At 68.0% G+C, this 16,187-nt stretch carries 16 protein-coding genes and 1 pseudogene; 4 read left to right on the top strand and 13 right to left on the bottom strand.

Features of this window, described 5'->3' with window-relative positions:
• Positions 1 to 274 precede the first annotated feature (274 nt).
• From AC5P9N_RS18885 to AC5P9N_RS18870, 4 genes are all read right to left on the bottom strand, one after another.
• Entirely contained in the window at positions 275 to 1,597 is a 1,323-nt protein-coding gene (locus AC5P9N_RS18885; protein WP_005407726.1) for an ABC transporter permease, read from the bottom strand.
• A 13-nt stretch (positions 1,598 to 1,610) separates the two neighbouring features.
• Entirely contained in the window at positions 1,611 to 2,768 is a 1,158-nt protein-coding gene (locus AC5P9N_RS18880) for an ABC transporter permease (RefSeq protein WP_005407727.1), read from the bottom strand.
• A 14-nt stretch (positions 2,769 to 2,782) separates the two neighbouring features.
• A complete protein-coding gene (locus AC5P9N_RS18875; protein WP_010486958.1) occupies positions 2,783 to 3,472 on the bottom strand; it encodes an ABC transporter ATP-binding protein in 690 nt (229 codons plus the stop codon).
• Between the two features lie 102 nt (positions 3,473 to 3,574).
• Positions 3,575 to 4,828: an efflux RND transporter periplasmic adaptor subunit gene (locus AC5P9N_RS18870; protein ID WP_099484555.1), complete on the bottom strand. Its 1,254-nt coding sequence runs from the start codon at positions 4,826 to 4,828 to the stop codon at positions 3,575 to 3,577.
• A 202-nt stretch (positions 4,829 to 5,030) separates the two neighbouring features.
• Here AC5P9N_RS18870 and AC5P9N_RS18865 point away from each other — a divergent pair, with 202 nt between their 5' ends.
• From AC5P9N_RS18865 to AC5P9N_RS18850, 4 genes and pseudogenes are all read left to right on the top strand, one after another.
• The gene (locus AC5P9N_RS18865) at positions 5,031 to 5,927 is read left to right on the top strand and encodes an ABC transporter ATP-binding protein (protein ID WP_005407730.1); all 897 of its coding nucleotides are present in this window, start codon (positions 5,031 to 5,033) and stop codon (positions 5,925 to 5,927) included.
• A complete protein-coding gene (locus AC5P9N_RS18860; RefSeq protein WP_049433627.1) occupies positions 5,924 to 6,706 on the top strand; it encodes an ABC transporter permease in 783 nt (260 codons plus the stop codon). The genes AC5P9N_RS18865 and AC5P9N_RS18860 overlap by 4 nt, the downstream gene beginning before the upstream one ends.
• A 6-nt stretch (positions 6,707 to 6,712) precedes the next feature.
• Positions 6,713 to 7,925 (top strand): annotated as a pseudogene (locus AC5P9N_RS18855) (sensor histidine kinase).
• A complete protein-coding gene (locus AC5P9N_RS18850; protein WP_005407733.1) occupies positions 7,922 to 8,524 on the top strand; it encodes a response regulator transcription factor in 603 nt (200 codons plus the stop codon). The pseudogene AC5P9N_RS18855 and the gene AC5P9N_RS18850 overlap by 4 nt, the downstream one beginning before the upstream one ends.
• A gap of 648 nt (positions 8,525 to 9,172) precedes the next feature.
• Here AC5P9N_RS18850 and AC5P9N_RS18845 read toward each other — a convergent pair.
• The 9 genes from AC5P9N_RS18845 to AC5P9N_RS18805 all read right to left on the bottom strand — a co-directional run bounded on the left by AC5P9N_RS18845 (position 9,173) and on the right by AC5P9N_RS18805 (position 16,159).
• Positions 9,173 to 9,709 (bottom strand): cytochrome b, encoded by a 537-nt coding sequence (locus tag AC5P9N_RS18845; protein ID WP_012478898.1) that lies wholly within the window; start codon positions 9,707 to 9,709, stop codon positions 9,173 to 9,175.
• Positions 9,706 to 10,809 (bottom strand): catalase family peroxidase, encoded by a 1,104-nt coding sequence (locus AC5P9N_RS18840; RefSeq protein WP_099484554.1) that lies wholly within the window; start codon positions 10,807 to 10,809, stop codon positions 9,706 to 9,708. The genes AC5P9N_RS18845 and AC5P9N_RS18840 overlap by 4 nt, the downstream gene beginning before the upstream one ends.
• Positions 10,810 to 10,945: 136 nt before the next feature.
• Positions 10,946 to 12,325, bottom strand: coding sequence for a leucyl aminopeptidase family protein (locus AC5P9N_RS18835; protein ID WP_099484553.1), 1,380 nt, complete (start codon positions 12,323 to 12,325; stop codon positions 10,946 to 10,948).
• Positions 12,326 to 12,328: 3 nt separating this feature from the next.
• Positions 12,329 to 13,048, bottom strand: a complete 720-nt coding sequence (locus AC5P9N_RS18830) for an HAD family hydrolase (RefSeq protein WP_049441851.1) — start codon at positions 13,046 to 13,048, stop codon at positions 12,329 to 12,331.
• Positions 13,049 to 13,122: 74 nt separating this feature from the next.
• Positions 13,123 to 13,440 (bottom strand): hypothetical protein, encoded by a 318-nt coding sequence (locus tag AC5P9N_RS18825; protein WP_223846454.1) that lies wholly within the window; start codon positions 13,438 to 13,440, stop codon positions 13,123 to 13,125.
• Positions 13,441 to 13,679: 239 nt separating this feature from the next.
• Positions 13,680 to 14,789: an AI-2E family transporter gene (locus tag AC5P9N_RS18820; RefSeq protein ID WP_005411982.1), complete on the bottom strand. Its 1,110-nt coding sequence runs from the start codon at positions 14,787 to 14,789 to the stop codon at positions 13,680 to 13,682.
• Between the two features lie 67 nt (positions 14,790 to 14,856).
• Complete coding sequence (locus tag AC5P9N_RS18815) at positions 14,857 to 15,318, bottom strand: hypothetical protein (protein ID WP_005411983.1); 462 nt, start codon at positions 15,316 to 15,318, stop codon at positions 14,857 to 14,859.
• Positions 15,315 to 15,785 carry a phage holin family protein gene (locus AC5P9N_RS18810; protein WP_005407741.1) on the bottom strand — a complete coding sequence of 157 codons (471 nt, stop codon included), beginning with the start codon at positions 15,783 to 15,785 and terminating at the stop codon, positions 15,315 to 15,317. Before AC5P9N_RS18810 ends, AC5P9N_RS18815 begins: the two co-directional genes overlap by 4 nt.
• 8 nt (positions 15,786 to 15,793) lie before the next feature.
• Positions 15,794 to 16,159, bottom strand: a complete 366-nt coding sequence (locus AC5P9N_RS18805; protein ID WP_004153835.1) for a hypothetical protein — start codon at positions 16,157 to 16,159, stop codon at positions 15,794 to 15,796.
• Positions 16,160 to 16,187 lie beyond the last annotated feature (28 nt).

Below are 16,187 nucleotides of genomic sequence, written 5' to 3'. Positions count from 1 at the left end.
GCCGCGGATGTGCGCGAAAATGAATCGCAACCAACAATCCACAGATGGGATGTGCGCGACGTCACGCGCGTTGCGCTTGCGATGGGCAGAGGCATCGATAGCGGCGTATTTCCCGCAATCTGTAGCCGTGCGCGTGCGCCGGCATCCATCCACGCATGGCGTGGATCTACTGGACGTCCTGGCTCACCACCAAGCGTGGATGACGCGCAAAAGAAAAGGGACGGAGCCTTCGCTCCGTCCCCTGCGTGATGCGCAGTCCACCGCTGTGTGATGCTCAGGTTTCGCGCAACGCCGTGGTGATCGGCAAACGGGCCGCGCGCAGCGCCGGGAACAGGCCGCCGACCAGGCCGATGCCCAGCGCCCATTTCAGTCCGGTCCACAGCAGTTCCGGCGACACGTGGAACTTGAACACCACCGCGCTGAAGTTGCTGCCGATGGTGGACACGCTGTAGCCATTGAACAGCAGCCACGCCACCGCACACCCCAGAAGGCCACCCAGCAACGCCAGCAGCATGGTCTCCAGCATCACCGCCGTCACCACCGGCAGGCCGCGGAAGCCGATCGCGCGCATGGTGGCGATCTCGCGCGCACGGGTGGCCACGGCCGCATACATGGTGTTGAGTGCGCCGAACACTGCACCCACCGCCATGATCGTGCCGATCACCTTGCCGAGGATGTCGATCAGCTTGGTCAGCCCGCCGCCCTGCTTGCTGTAGTAGACACGGGTGGTTTCCACGTCCAGTTTCAGGCGCGGGTCGGCGGCGACCGCTGCCTTGAACTGCTCGAAGCCGGCCTTGCCATCGGTACGCACGCTGATCGACTGCCAGGCGCTGCGCTGGTAGGTGGTGGCCAGCGTATCGGCGTCGGTCCACAGCTCCGAATCGTGCGCATCGCCGGTGGCGAACACGCCGACCACGGTCCAGGTCTGGTTGCCCAGGGTCAGCGTCCTGCCCACGTCCATGTCGCGGAACTGGCCCTTGGCACCCTGGCCGACCACGATCTCGCGCAGGCCGGCTGCGAACTTGCGGCCTTCGATGATCTTGACCTTGTCATGCACGGCCCAGGCCTGCGGACCAACGCCGCGGAACTGCGCGTTGACGTCGGTGCCGTCGGACTTCGACACCAGGTTGACCACCTGCGACAGCTCCGGCGACAGCAGCGGCCGGCCTTCGCCATCGCGGCTGATACCGGGCAGGGTGGACAACGTCGGCACCTGCTCGCGGGTGATGACCGAGTTGGTCTCGGCCTGCGAGCCGCCGCGCAGCACGATGGCGGTGGTGTCGTCGCCGGTATTGTTGAGCGTGGCCTGGAAGCCTTCGCCCATCGCCAGCATCGCCACCAGCACGCCGACCACGCCGGCGATGCCGACCACGATCACCGAGGACGCGCCCCAGCGCTGCGGCAGGCTGGCCACGCCGATGCGGGTGGCGGCCAGCGCCAACCGTCCGCCACGGGTCAGCAGCAGCCACAGTGCCACCAGCACGGCCACGGCCAGCACGCCAAACCACGGCAGGCTGATCCACAGCACCAGGCCGATCACCAGCAGCAGCACCGTCAGGCCGTTGCCCAGCCATTTCTTGAGTTTGCTCTTGAACATGTCGGTGTCCTCCTCAGCGGCCGGCCAGTGCGTCGACGATCTTCAGGCGCTTGGCACGCAGCGCCGGCAACAACCCGACGATGATGCCGATCACCACGATCAGGCCCAGCCCCATCAGCCAGGTCGGCGTCGGTACGTGTGGCGGCAGCATGCCCATGCTCTTCGGGCCGATCGCCGGCAGGATCAGTGCGGCCAGGCCCATGCCGATCAGGCCGCCCAGGCCGATCAGCAGCACCGACTCCACCATCACCAGGGTCAGCACGGTGCTGTCCTTGAAGCCCAGCGTCTTCAGCGTGGCCAGCTCCGGCACGCGCTCGCGCACGGCCTGCGCCATGGTGTTGCCGGTCAACAGCAGCAGGGTGAAGAACACCGCGCCCATGATTGAAGTGACGATCATGCCGATGTCGGCGAACTGCTTGACGAAGGCCTGCTGGAACGCCGACTCGGTCTGGGTCTTGGTCTCGTGGTCGGAGTTGGCCGAGATTGCATCAATGGCCTGCGCTACCCGCGAGGAATGATCCGGGTTGTCCAGCGTCACCGTGTACCAGCTCACCTGGTTCTTGATGTAGTCGTTGGATTCATCGAAGTACTTCCAGTTCATCATCAACTGGCGTTCTTCGTTGGCCGCCAGCGCTCGGTCCTTGGAACGGTAGATGCCCTTCAGTTCCAGCGGCCAGTCGTTGCTGCCGCCGCGCGGGAAGATCGTGGCCTGTAACGGGATGGTGTCGCCGATCTTCCAGCCGAACTGCTTGGCCAGCGATTCGCCGACGATGGCGCCGGTGCGGGTCTGCTTCCAGTCCTCCAGCTGGGCCGGATCGATCTGCAGTTCGCGGTAGACATCGAAGTAGTTGGGCGACACTGAGAAGTTCGGGAAAAAGTTCTTTGGATCCTGGTAGATGCCGCCGAACCACATGCCGTAGGCCACGTCGCGCACGCCGGCCACCTGGCGGATCTGGGTTTCCAGGCGGATCGGCAGCGACTGGGTGATCGACAGCCGCGAGGCCACCACCAGGCGGTTGGCGCCTTCCACGCTGCCGCCGGACGAGAACGCCACGCGCACCGAGTCGAGCATGCCGAACAGCAGGAACGCGGCCACCACCGACAGCAGGGTCAACAGGGTGCGCGTGCGGCTGCGGAACAGCTGCGCCCACACCAACGAGAAGTATTTCATCGCCGTGGCCTCCGTCAGTGGGCCAGCGGCGCGTCGGCCAGCTCGCCCTTGTCCAGGTGCACCGTGTGCGTGGCGTACTCGGCGGCCTTCGGGTCATGGGTGACCATGATGATGGTCTTGCCGTGTTCGCGGTTGAGCTGTTGCAGCAGGCCGAGGATCTCCTCGGCGGACTGGCGGTCGAGGTCGCCGGTGGGTTCGTCGCAGATCAGGAAGGTCGGGTCGGAGACGATCGCCCGCGCGATCGCCACGCGCTGCTGCTGGCCGCCGGACAGTTCATTGGGGCGATGGCTGCGGCGGTCGGCCAGGCCGACCAGGGTCAGCGCGATCTCGGCATTGCGGCGGCGCTGCGCGGCATTGAGATGGGTCAGCAGCAGCGGCAGCTCCACGTTCTTCTGCGCGGTCAGCATCGGCATCAGGTTGTAGAACTGGAACACGAAGCCGACGTGGTGGCTGCGCCAGGTCGACAGCTGGCTGCCGCTCATCTGGTCGATGCGCTCGCCTTCGATGCTGATCTCGCCGCCGCTGGGGTTGTCCAGGCCGCCGATCAGGTTGAGCAGGGTGGTCTTGCCCGAGCCGGACGGGCCCATCAGCGCGACGAAGTCGCCGCTGGCGATGTCCAGGTCGATGCCGTGCAGCACCTGCACTTTCTCGGGGCCACGCTGGTAGGTCTTGGTGATGTTGCGCAGTGAAACCAGGGTCGACATGGGTGGTTCTCCACGGAAGGCGGGAAACGGGGAAGCGCACCTGCGGTGGCCGCAGGCGTGCGTCGAGCGGTGTTGCCGGCGGCGCCCATGGGCGCCAGACCGTTACTGCGCTTGTTTCTGTTGCACCTTGGCGCCATCGCGCAGGGTGTCCGGCGGGTTCACCACCACCGACTCACCCGCGCTGACGCCCTTGAGGATCTGGCGGTCCTTGCCCATCGCCTGGCCGGCCTCGACCGTGCGCTGCTGCACGCGGCTCTGGTCGCCCAGTACGAAGGCAACCGAGGCGCCCTCGCGCTGGACCACCGCGCCAGCCGGCACGCGCACGCCCTGCGGTTTGGCGGCCGCCTGCGGCTGCGCCTGCTCCAGGAAGCTGACCCGCACGCCCATCTCCGGCACGATGCGCGGGTCCTTCACCTTCAGCGCCACGCGCACCTTCACCGTGGCCTTGCCGCGGTCGGCAGTGGGGATGATGGCGATGACCTCGCCCGGAATCTTCCACTCCGGATAGGCGTTGAGCGTGGCTTCCACCGGCATCTTCGGTTGCACGCGGCCGATGAAGGCCTCGCCGACCTCGACTTCGATCTCCAGCGAGTCCATGTCGACGATGGTGCCGATGCCGGTACGGGTGAAACCACCGCCCGCCGACAGCGGCGAAACGATTTCGCCCGGCTGCGCGGCCTTGGCGGTGACCACGCCGGAGAACGGCGCGCGCACGATGTTGTTGTCCACGCCCAGATCGGCAATGGCCAGCTGGTCGTTGGCGACCTTGACGTTGCGCTGGGCCGTTTCCAGCTGCGCACGCAGGCTGTCACGCTGGGCCACGGCCTGGTCGTACTGCGAACGTGACACCAGTTGCTGGCCGACCAGCGCCTGCAGGCGGCTGGCTTCGACGGCGGCCTGCTTCTGCTGTGCCTCCAGCCCGGCCACCTGGCTGCGCGCGGCCTGCAACTGCGAGGCATACAGGCTGCGCTGCGCATCGGCATCGATCGGATCCAGGGTGGCCATCACCTGGCCGGCTTCGACCCGCATGCCTTCCTCGATCATCACCTCGCGCACCTTGCCGGTGATCTTGGCCGAGACCGTGGCCATGCGCCGGGCGACCACGTAGCCACTGGCATCGAGCACCGAACTGCTGGCGTTGCCCTGCTGGATGGCCACCGCCGGCGCGGTTTCCACCTCCACGGCCGGCGCGCGGCCGAGCAGGAAGGCCACGGCAGCGGCGATCAGCAGCACGACCACGATGATCGCGATCCACAGCCAACGACGGCCACCGCCATTGCTGCCACCACCGGAGGCGGGCGGCGGCGACTTGCGGTCGATACGGAGTTCCTTCAACAGCTCGGCAGAAGCGTTCATTCGTTCCATCACAGGCGTTCGGGCGGGTGTGGCCGGAAGCGCGGACGGCGGCGGTTCCGGCGGTGGAGCGTGCGGCACAGCATGAAGGCAGGCACAGCGATGACGGCAGTGACAGCTGTCATCCGATGACACTGACGGCGGCAACTGCGAAATGTGACCACGGCGGCACAGGATGGCAACGTCCCCGCTACCGGTACCGCCCATGGATCCGATCGCCCCGTCGCTGGCCCGCCTGCAGCAGGTGCAGGTGCGCTACCGCGACCATACCGCCCTGCAGGGCATCGACCTGCAGGTCCGCGCTGGCCAGGTGCTGGCATTGCTGGGCCGCAACGGTGCCGGCAAGAGTACCGCGATCAGCGTGCTGTTGGGCCTGCGCCGCGCCGATGCCGGCCAGGTCGAGCTGCTCGGTGGCGACCCGCAGCAGCGCAGCAGCCGCCTCGGCCTGGGCGTGATGCTGCAGAGCACCAGCCTGCCGCCGATGCTGCAGGTGGACGAACTGGTGGCGCAGGCCAGCGCCTGCTATCCGGACCCGATGCCGCTGCAGGAGGTGCTGCAGCGCGCAGGCCTGCAGGCACTGGCAGGCCGTCGCTACGGTCAGCTGTCCGGTGGCCAGCAGCGCGCGGTGCAGTTCGCCATCGCGCTGTGCGGCCGCCCGCGCGTGCTGTTCCTGGACGAGCCCACCACCGGCCTGGATATCCAGGCGCGGCAGGCGATGTGGCAGGCGATCCGGCAGCTGGTGGCCGAAGGCTGCGGCGTGCTGCTGACCACCCACTATCTGGAAGAGGCCGAAGCGCTGGCGCAGCAGGTGGTGGTGCTGGAGCAGGGCCGGGTGCTGGCCGACGCACCGTTGAGCGAGCTGCGGCTGGCCGATCGCCCGCGCCGCATCCGCTGCCGCAGCGTGCTGACTGTTGAAGACGTACAGCAATGGCCGGGCGTGCAGCAGGTGCAGCGTGACGGCGAGCATCTGCAGCTGCTGGCGAGCCCGGCCGAGCCGGTGGTGGCGCGCCTGCTGGCCGCCGATGCACAGCTGCGTGAGCTGGAAGTACAGGGCGCGGCACTGGCCGACGCTTTCCTCGACATGACCCGGGAGGCCGCATGAACACGATGACCCGTACCGGCACTACACCCGCGCCGGTATCGGCGTGGCGCCAGGCCTTGCGCCCGTACGGCGCTGAACTGGTGGCCGAGCTGCGCCGCGCCTGGCGTACACCCGCCTTCGCGGTGCCTTCGCTGCTGTTCCCGGTGCTGTTCTACCTGTTGTTCGGCGTGCTGTTGGGCCGCGGCCATGCACCGCTCTACCTGCTGGCCACCTACTGCGTGTTCGGTGCGATGGCCCCGGCCCTGTTCGGCTTCGGCGTGCAGCTGGCGCTGGACCGTGAAGGCGGCCTGTTGACCCTCAAGCGAGCGCTGCCGATGCCGGCGGCGGCACCGTTGCTGGCGCGACTGGCGATGGCCGTGATGTTCGCGTTGCTGGTAGCCGCCCTGTTGATCGGGGTGGCGCGCGCGCTGGGTGGCGTGCAGCTGCAGGCAGTGCAGATGCTGCAGCTGCTGGCGGTGGCGGGCCTGGCAGCGCTGCCGCTGGGGGCGATCGGCCTGCTGATCGGCAGTCATGTCAGTGCCAGCGCGGCGCCGGCGATGGTCAACCTGGTCTACCTGCCGCTGGCCCTGCTGTCGGGCCTGTGGCTGCCGTTGTCGGCGCTGCCCAAGGTGTTCTCGATGATGGCACCGCTGTGGCCAACCTGGCATCTGGCGCAGCTGGCGTTGCCGGTGGTCGGGCTGCCGTCGGTGGGCAGCATGGCTGGCCACCTGCTGGTGCTGCTGGCGGTCACGGTGGTGGCGCTGCTGTTGGCACGGCGTCGCCTGCGCCGGATCGGCTGAACTGGCATGATCGGCAGCGATCATTCCCGCCTGGATTCTTCCGTGTCGTCGAGCTGGCTTGCGTCCCTGCTGCGCCCCGCGCCGGACTCGGCGGTGGCCGACCTGCTGCGGCGTGGCAAGTCGCCCTGGAGCGGTGCGATCCACCTGCTGTGGTCGGTCTGGATCTTCCTCACCCCGGTGCTTGGCAATGGCTTCACGGTGCGCTGGCTGCTGCTGACCGTGGCCAGCTATCCGCTGTTCCTGCTGCTCTATGCGAAGGTGATGCTGGCGCCACGGCACCACGCATGGCGCTATGCGCTGGGCATGATCCTGATGGCCCTGGTGCTGCTGCCGTGGTATCCGTCGGGACTGAGCTACTTCGTGTTCGGTTGCGTGATGATCCGCATGAGCAGCCGTGGCGGCTGGTGGGTGTACCTGTTGCAGCTCACCGGCCTGAACCTGTTGTTCTGCGGCGCTGCGCTCTACGTCGGCTATCCGTGGCAAGCCATGGTGTGGATGCCGGCCGTGTCGTTCATCGTCGGCCTGGTGGTGAACGTGGAGGCCTTGAGCCATCAACGGGACGTTGCCCTGCAGCTGTCCCAGGACGAGGTGCGGCGGCTGGCCACTACCGCCGAGCGCGAGCGCATCGGCCGCGATCTGCATGACCTGCTGGGCCACACGCTGTCGCTGATCACGCTGAAGCTGGAACTGGCGCGCAAGCTGTACGACCGTGATGGCGCGCGCGCGGCAGGAGATCGGCGAAGCCGAAGCGATCGCCCGCGAGGCGCTGGCCCAGGTGCGCAGTGCGGTGACCGGCATCCGCGCCAGCGACCTGGCCGGCGAGCTGGCCTCGGCGCGCCTGCTGCTGGAATGCCAGCAGGTACACCTGCAGTACACACCGCCGCCGCCGATGCCGGTCGACGTGGAACGTGGGCTGGCGCTGGTGCTGCGCGAGGCTGCGACCAACATCGTGCGCCACGCACAGGCGACCCGGGTGCAGGTGGATTTCATGCTTGAGGAACGACAGTTGGTGATGCAGATACGCGATGACGGCCGCGGTGGCGTACAGGCCGAGGGCAACGGATTGTGTGGCATGCGCGAACGGGCGATGGCGCTGGGCGGCCAGTTGTCACTGCAGTCGTCGCGCGGAGAAGGCACGGTAGTGACCGTGCGCGTGCCACTGGTGGCCGCGACCACGCCGCTGTCGCCAGCGTCATTGGCACGGGATGGTGCCGCATGATCCGCATCCTGCTGGCCGAAGACCAGGCGATGGTGCGCGGTGCATTGTCGGCGCTGCTGGGCCTGGAGCCGGACATCGAGGTGCTGGGCAGCGCTGCCGACGGCGAGGCGGCGTGGCGCATGCTGCAGCAGCTGCAGCCGGACATTCTGGTCACTGACATCGAAATGCCTGGCCTGTCCGGGCTGGAACTGGCCCAGCGCATCGCCCGCCACGAGTTGCCGATCAAGGTCGTGATCGTGACCACCTTCGCCCGTGCCGGCTTCCTGCGCCGCGCGCTGGAAGCGGGCGTGCTGGGCTACCTGCTGAAGGACGCACCGGCCGAGAACCTGGCCGATGCCCTGCGCAAGGTGAAACAGGGCATCCGCGCGATCGACCCACAGCTGGCACTGGATGCGTGGTCGCAGGCCGACCCGCTGACCGACCGCGAACGCCGCGTGCTGCGGCTGGCGGGCGAGGGCCGCACCGCCAGCGAGATTGCCGAGCAGCTGGGGTTGTCGCATGGCACGGTGCGCAATTACCTGTCCGAGTGCATCGGCAAGCTGGGCGTGGCCAACCGGATCGAGGCGTACCGGCTGGCGCGGCAGAAGGGATGGTTGTAGGGGCGTGCGCCGACGCACTGGTAGCGCCGGGCGCTGCCCGGCGGATTGTTTCCGCGACCGCGGAGGGGGTGTCACTTTCTTTGCTCGTGCACCACGCTGCAGGAGCAGCGTGGAACGGCGTAGCCGGCCCGTAGGGTGGCGCACATGGATGTGCGCCATCAAGAAAGTAACCAAAGAAACGCTCCGCCGGCCGCGAGCCGGCGTGCATCGCACGCCGGTGCCCTGCGCTCCTCGGTCCGTCGAGGGACGGTGCGGGAACTCGCTGCGCTCAGACACCCGCACCTCTTCGCCCTCGCCGGACCTGCGGTGCTCGGCTCGCTCAAGGCGGATTTGAAGGGCAAGATCAACAACAAGAGCATTCACGCGCGGCGTGGATCTACGGGGTGCAGCTTTTGCCTTTGACGTCGGGTCCGCCTTTTAGCGAGCCGAGCATCGCAGGGGAATCAGGGGCGTAGAGGCGCCGATGTCTGAGCGCAGCGAGTTCGGCGCCGTCCCCTGATTCACCGAGAAGCGCAGGGCACCGGTGCGCAGCACCGGCTCGCGATCTGGCGGCGTGTTTCTTTGGTTACTTTCTTTGCACGAGCAAAGAAAGTGACACCCACCCGCGGTCGCGGAAATGACATCACCGGGAACACCTGGCGAACCCCATCAATCCTTCCCGCGCGCCATCGCCTGGAACACGCCATCGCGCCGCACCCACAAATGGAACAGCGCCGCCCCCACATGCATCAGCACCGTGGCGAACAACACATACGCCAACAAGCTGTGCGCATTACGCAGCGCGGCATACAACGCCGGGGTGTGCGGCACGATCGGCGGCAGGTGCAGGCCGCCCCACAGCACGATCGGGTAACCGCCGGCCGACAGCATCGCCCAGCCGATCAACGGCATCGCCAGCATCAGCGCATACAGCATCCAGTGCGAGGCCTTGGCCGCCATCACCTGCCACACCGGCAGGTCGGCCGGCAGTGGCGGCGGGCGGTGGCGCAGGCGGTTATACAGGCGCAGCAGCACCAGCAGCAGGATCGCGATGCCCAGTGGTCGGTGCAGGTCGATCAGCAGTGGCCGCAGGTGCAGCGAGGCGACCATGGTCACGCCGATGAACAGCATGGCGATGATCATCAGCGCCATGGTCCAGTGCAGCACCCGCGCCAGCAGGTTGAAGTGGCCGTTATGGGTGTTCATCGCGCGGCCTCCTTCGGTTGCTCGACGTTGCCGCTGGCGCGCTCGCGCTCGCGGCGGTTGAAGGACTGCGAATACACCGCCGAGCGGGCCGCCAGGATCGGATCGTCACTGCCGCGCACGCCGCTGGGCAGAATCAGCGGATCGAAGTTGATCTGACCGCACGCGCCTTTTTCCTGCGACTGCATGCGGTCCAGGCTGAGTACGCCGGCCACCACCTGATCACGCGACTCTGGCCACGGCACCGATGGATCATCGATGGCATCGCCGGGCGCGGCGGTAGTGACGACCAGGTTCCAGCGCACCGGGCCGCTGGCCAGGCGCTGCTGCAGTTCCTGGCTGAGGAAATCGACACTGGCCTGCTTGCGCGTTTCCGCATCCATCTCCACCACTGGCGCCTGCGGCTGCCAGCGCCAGCGCACCGCACGCTTCTGGCCCTGCGCGTTGGTGAACCAGAAGCTGTTGACGCTGTTGAAGGTGGTGTCGGCCCAGCTGCTGGTCCACGGCGCCGTCTTGGCCCACTGCTGGAACGCCTGTGCGCTGGGGTATTTCGCCAGCACCGCGGCCATCTTCTGCGGGTCGGGCTTGCCGGTGGCCGGGTCGGGAATGGAGGCGCGCGTCTGCTCGTAGAACGCCTCGGCATCGGGCACCGCGAAGAACGGGAAGCTGTTCATTGCCATCCGCCATTCCTGGCCGTCATCGCTGACCAGCTGCACCGCCAGGCTGCGTACGCGCGCGGTGTTGTCGGCGCCGTAGGGATCACCGCCGCCGATCGACAGGCGGCCCATCACCGGCACGCGGCGCTGCGAGAACACCCGTGCACTGGACAGGGTAGGGGCCTGTGCACTGGGTTCGAACCAGCCGCTCACGCAGATGCCCTTGCTGTGCGCCCGGCGGAACCCGGGATGTGCCGGGCCGGTGGCTTCGATGGTGTCGGTGAAGCGCTGCGCGGTCAGGCGGCCGCCAATCCAGCCGGCCAGCCAGGCGAAGGCCAGCGCGACCGCACCCAGGATGAGTGCGATCAGTGCGATCCAGAGCAGGGGTGAATGCTTGCGTGGCGCGCCAGGCGTCTGGCCAGCGCGGGTGTAGCGGAAGAGCGACATGGTCGGAGTCCTGCCTTCACGGAGCGTGTGGGTGGTCGACCCACACATCCTCGCAGAACCCGGCCGGGGCCGAAATTCAATTTTTCGTCAGATTTTCCGGGGACGGGGTGCCGACCAACGGTCGGCACCCACCCGATCAGCTGTAGCGCTGCTTCAGCATCGCCCACGCCGAGCGCAGCGCCAGCGCTTCGCCACCGGCCGGACGGCCCGGGCGCTCGCCGTCGTTCCAGGCATACACGTCCAGATGCGCCCAGCGCTGGCCGTCTTCCAGGAAGCGTTCCAGGTACAGCGCGGCGGTAACCGAGCCGGCCATGCGCGAACCGGCGTTGGCCAGGTCGGCGATGCCGCTGCTCAGGTAGCGCAGGTAGGGGCGCCACAGCGGCATGCGCCAGACCGGGTCGCGGGTCGCGTCACCGGCCTGCAGCCACTGCTGGGCCACCGTGTCGTCGTTGCTGAACAGCGCCGGCAGGTCCGGGCCCAGGGCGATGCGCGCGGCACCGGTGAGGGTGGCGAAGTCCAGCACCAGGTCCGGTTTCTGCTCACCTTTCTGCTCACCGGCGAAGGTCAATGCGTCGCACAGGATCACGCGGCCCTCGGCGTCGGTGTTGTCGATCTCCACGCTCAGGCCCTTGCGGGTGGCGATGACCTCGCCCGGACGGAACGCATCGGGGCCGATCGCGTTTTCCACTGCCGGCACCAGCAGGGTCAGGCGCACCGGCAGCCCGCGCGCCATCACCAGGCCGGCCAGGGCCAGTGCGTGCGCGGCGCCGCCCATGTCCTTCTTCATGTTGCGCATGCCGTCGGCCGGCTTGATGTCCAGCCCGCCGGTATCGAAGCACACGCCCTTGCCGACCAGCACCAGTGCCGGGTCGGTTTCCCTGCCCCAGCGCAGCACGACCAGGCGCGGCGCACGGTGCGAAGCGCGGCCCACGGCGTGGATGGCCGGGAAATTCTGCTTCAGCAGTTCGTCGCCGGTAATCGCCTCGACCTGCGCACCATGTGCATGGGCCAGCGCGCGCGCGGCGTCTTCCAGCTGCTGCGGGCCCATGTCTTCGGTCGGGGTGTTGACCCAGTCGCGCACGCGCAGGCTGGCGGCGATCAGGTCGGCCACTTCGCCGGTCGGCGAGGCCACCAGCTGCGCCGGTGCGCGGTTGCGCTTGCGATAGCGGTCAAAGCGGTAGCTGCCCAGGCCCCAGCCCAGCTGCAGCAGCGCCAGTTCGGCGGCCGGCAGTTCATTGGCCAGCTGCCAGACGCTGCCTTCCGGCAGCGCGTGCGGCGCATGCGCATAGCTGTAGGCATCGGCACGATCACCCACGCCCATCACGGCACCGGCCAGGCCATCGGCGCCCGGCAGCAGTGCCACGCTGTGGGCGCCGGCGTTGAAGCCCTGCGATGCCAGCCACGCCTGCGTGGCAGCCGGCTGGCTGTCCTTCCAGGCGGCGAACTGCTCGCGGTCCAGCACGTACAACGGCAGCGCCGCAGCGGTGTCGGCGGTGAAACCAGTGATCTCGCTCATGCGTCAGGTACTCCGGGGTGCGGCGGCGTCGAGGTTGGCATCCAACCAGTCGGCCAGGCCGGTAAGGGTGTCGAACTGCAGGTCCGGCTGCAGCTGCGGATGGGTCCAGGTGGCTGCGTCGCGGTTGATCCAGCAGCCGCGCAGGCCGGCGGCAATCGCCCCGGCCACGTCCATGTCGGCATGATCGCCGACGTGCAGCACCTGTGCCGGTGCCACACCCAGGCGGGTGCACGCGGCATGGAAGATGCTGGCTTCGGGCTTGGCCGCGCCGTGTTCGCGCGAACCCAGCTGGAAGGCGAAATGATGGGCCAGGCCGATCCGCTCCAGGTCGGCGTTGCCGTTGCTCAGCGCCGCCACCGGTACCCGTGCGGCAATGCGCGCCAGCGCGTCGATCGCATCGGGATAGCACTCCACCTGGTTGCGCGCGGCGTAGAACACTTCATACGCAGGCTCCAGCAGATCGAGGCTTGCACCGCTGGTGTGCAGTGCTTCGTGCAGGGTCAGCCGGCGCAGCGCACTCAGGTCGTGGTGGAGGTGCGGATGGGCGTGGTACAGCCGCTCGCGCAGTTCGCGCATCGCCTCCACCGGATACATCGCGGCGGTAGCGGGGCTGTGTTCGCACATCCAGGCGTGCAGGACCTGTTCGATGCGGGCGCCGATCGGAGCGAACGGCCACAGCGTGTCGTCAAGGTCGAGGGTGATGGCTTGGACGGGGAAATTCACCCCGCCATTCTACCCCTGCCCGCGCGGGCTTTCATGCGACGCGGCGGGCGGGTGGGCACTGTGGCTGGGCCGGGTCAGCGCAGGTTGTACGAGCAGGCGATGGTGGTCTGGCCGTCGAACTGCTGCACGTCCAGGTTGTGCCGCCCAACTTCCTTCGTGTAGGTGCCTGCTACCGGGTCGGACATCTTCGCCAGTGCCGCGACCTGTTCCACACTGGCCGAGCTGAAGTACGCGGTGAAACTGTCGATGCCATCCTCGCCGCTGTCGCCGTCATAGGACTGCAGCCGGTTCACGGGCTGGCCCAGCACCATCAAGGGCGTGGTCAGCCGGAACTCGCCGCTGGATTCGCCGTCCTGCACCCTTGCCGGGGCCGGTGTCAGCATCCGGGCCATGGCGTCGAACTGTATGGGCGTGAGGTGCCGCTTGCAGGTAACCGCCTCAGCAAGCTGGGTGCGCGCCTGATCGGCAGTCGGCGGTGTCGCGGCGAACGCGGGAGCGGCAATGCAGGCCAAGGCAAGGCAACGCGTGGCGAGAGAGTTCATCCGAGCGGATCCATCCGGGTAGGGCGCCATAGTCTGCCACTTCGTCCCTGTTTCTGGTTCCCACCTGCGTCCATCCGTTGTTGATGCCGTCACTCCAGCAGGCGTGCCCAGCCCTGCATGCCATCCAGGCGTGCCAGCACCAGCTTGATGCACACCAGCAGCGGCACCGCCAGCAGCAGCCCGATCATGCCCCAGGCCCAGCCGAACACCATCAGCGCCAGGATCAGCACCAGCGGCGACAGCTTCATCCGACGGCCCAGCACGATCGGGGTCACCATCTGCCCTTCCAGGGTGTGCAGGCCCAGGTAGGCGGCCGCTGGCAGCAGGGCCTGCAGCGGGTCGCGGAACTCGACGAAGCCCATCAACAGCATCAGCGCCACGCCGATCAACGGACCCACATACGGCGCAAAATTCAGCAGCGCGGCCACCGTGCCCCACAGCAGCGCTTCCTGCAGGCCGATACCGAGCAGCATCAGCACGCCGGCGAACACCAGCCCGACCAGAGTGTTGATGACGCTGATGGTCAGCACGTAACGCGAGACCTCGCGTTCGATCGAACGCAGGATGTCCGTAGTGAAGCGCTGCTGCTGGCGGTTGGGGAACAGGGCGATCGCCGCGCGCTGCAGGCTCTGCCCGTAGATCATGAAGAACAGCGTCAGCAGCACGACGGCCAACACCGAGGCAGCCAGCCGCGGCGCACGGGTCAGCATGCGGTACGGGTCGTCCAGCTGGGTACGGATCACCTGCACCTTGTGGTTGCTGTCACCACCGGCCACACGGGCGAAGTTTTCCGCCGCCTGGTTGGCCTGCTGCACCGGCTTGGTCAGGTCCTGCACCTGGCGGGCGACCTTGCGCAGCTGCTGTGGGGCTTCCTGCGCCCATTCCATCGCCGGGCCGATCAGCTGCACGGCGAGCGAACCGGTCACGCCCAGGCCGGCGCCGAGGATCAACAGTGCGCCCAGCGCGCGCGGAATCCACAGCTTCTGCAGCAGGCGCAGGATCGGGTTGCCGACCAGGGCGAAGAACATCGCCAGCAGCACCGGCAGGATGATGTCCTGCGCGGCCCACAGCGTGTAGCCCACCGCCAGGGTCGCCAGCACCACCAGCGACATCGGCCCGCGCGGGCGCGACGGTGGTGGCAGCGCGGCCTCTGGCTCGTCGGGGCCGGCCGGTGGCGGGGACAGGAGGGACTCGCTCATCGACGCATCAACCGGAAAGGGGAGCGCATTATCCGCCGGCCGCGATCGGCGCGGCGGATTCCATGGATCAACGTTCGGACAGCTCGGTGGCCGCTTCGGCCGGACGCGGTCCGCGCAGGTCCGGTTCTGGCTCCGGCACGGAGCGTGGCGCCGGTGCCGGCCGTGCTCCGGCAGCGGAGGCCGCTGCCTGTGCCTGCTCGCTGGCATCGTCGGCTTCTTCGGCCGCATCGTCGGCGGTGGCCGCGGCCTGCGCCGCCATCGCCGTGGCGAACGCCGCCTGCGCACTGGCGAACAGGTTCGAGACCGAACCGACCATCTGCAGCCAGCGGGCACCGTTGACCTTGCCCGGCACCTCCAGCTTGCCGGCGATGAAGCCACCGGCCAGGCCGACCACCACGATGCGCAACGGCGACCAGCCCTGTCGCCATACCTGGCCGAGGGTGGACCAGTGGTCCTGTGTCTCGCCCAGACGCACGGTCACCACTTGTTCGCAGCGCTTTACCCGCCGCTGCAGCGCGCCGAACTTCATGGCTTGCCCTCGGGCAGCTGCACGCCGGCATCAGGGTCGTCTTCGCTGGGTTCGTCAAACAGGCCCAGGCGTGACAGCTGACGCCGGGTGGCGTGCATGCCGGTGTGGTGGAAGAAGTAGGACACCCGCCAGATCGCATAGCCGGTGACGGCCAGGCTCAGCAGCGAGGTGATCAGCAGGGCCTGCAGCCAACTCAGGCCCCAGCTCTGCAGCAGCGCGATGAGGGTGGCGGCCATCAGCAGCCACGCCGATGCACCAAACACGATCGCCACGCCGGCCCAGGCCAGCGCACGACCAAATGCGCTGCGCGCCAGCGCGAAGTCGGCCGAGGCCAGCCGGCGCAGTGAACGCAGCGTGTGCTTGGCCGAATCGGCAGCGGCACGACCGGCCGCGCCGACCTGGCGGATGCTCTCATCCAGCGGCGGGGTGGCCGCCGGATCAGGCGCTTGCGTGTTGTCTTCGCTCACGCTGCGGCTTACTTGTCGCTGCTGCCGCGGGCCAGCTTGGCGATGATCCAGCCGGCTGCGAAGGCGACGCCGAACGAGGCCAGCGGACGTTCGCGGATCAGTTCGGCGGCGCTGTCGATCAGGTCCTTGCCCTTGTCCATCAGCGCATCGACCTGTTCCTTGGCGGCGGCACCGCCGAACTCGGCGGCGGCCAGGCCGGACAGTGCACTGTCGGACAATTCAGCCTTGACGTTGGCCTTGCCGATGCGAAGCTCGTCGGTCGCTGCACCGGTTGCACCCTTGATCGCACCGCCGGCGGCCGTAGCGGCCTGCTTCAGGTGGGAACCGGCTTCACCCAGGTGTTCCTTCAGGTTCTCGGTATTGGTGGGGCTCATCGAATCACTCCTGTTGCGATGGGGGATC

Source organism: Stenotrophomonas sp. YJH_SMC_6 (assembly GCF_059371335.1).
The sequence above is the reverse complement of the archived record's forward strand: the minus strand, read 5'-3'. Positions and strand labels throughout refer to the sequence as shown.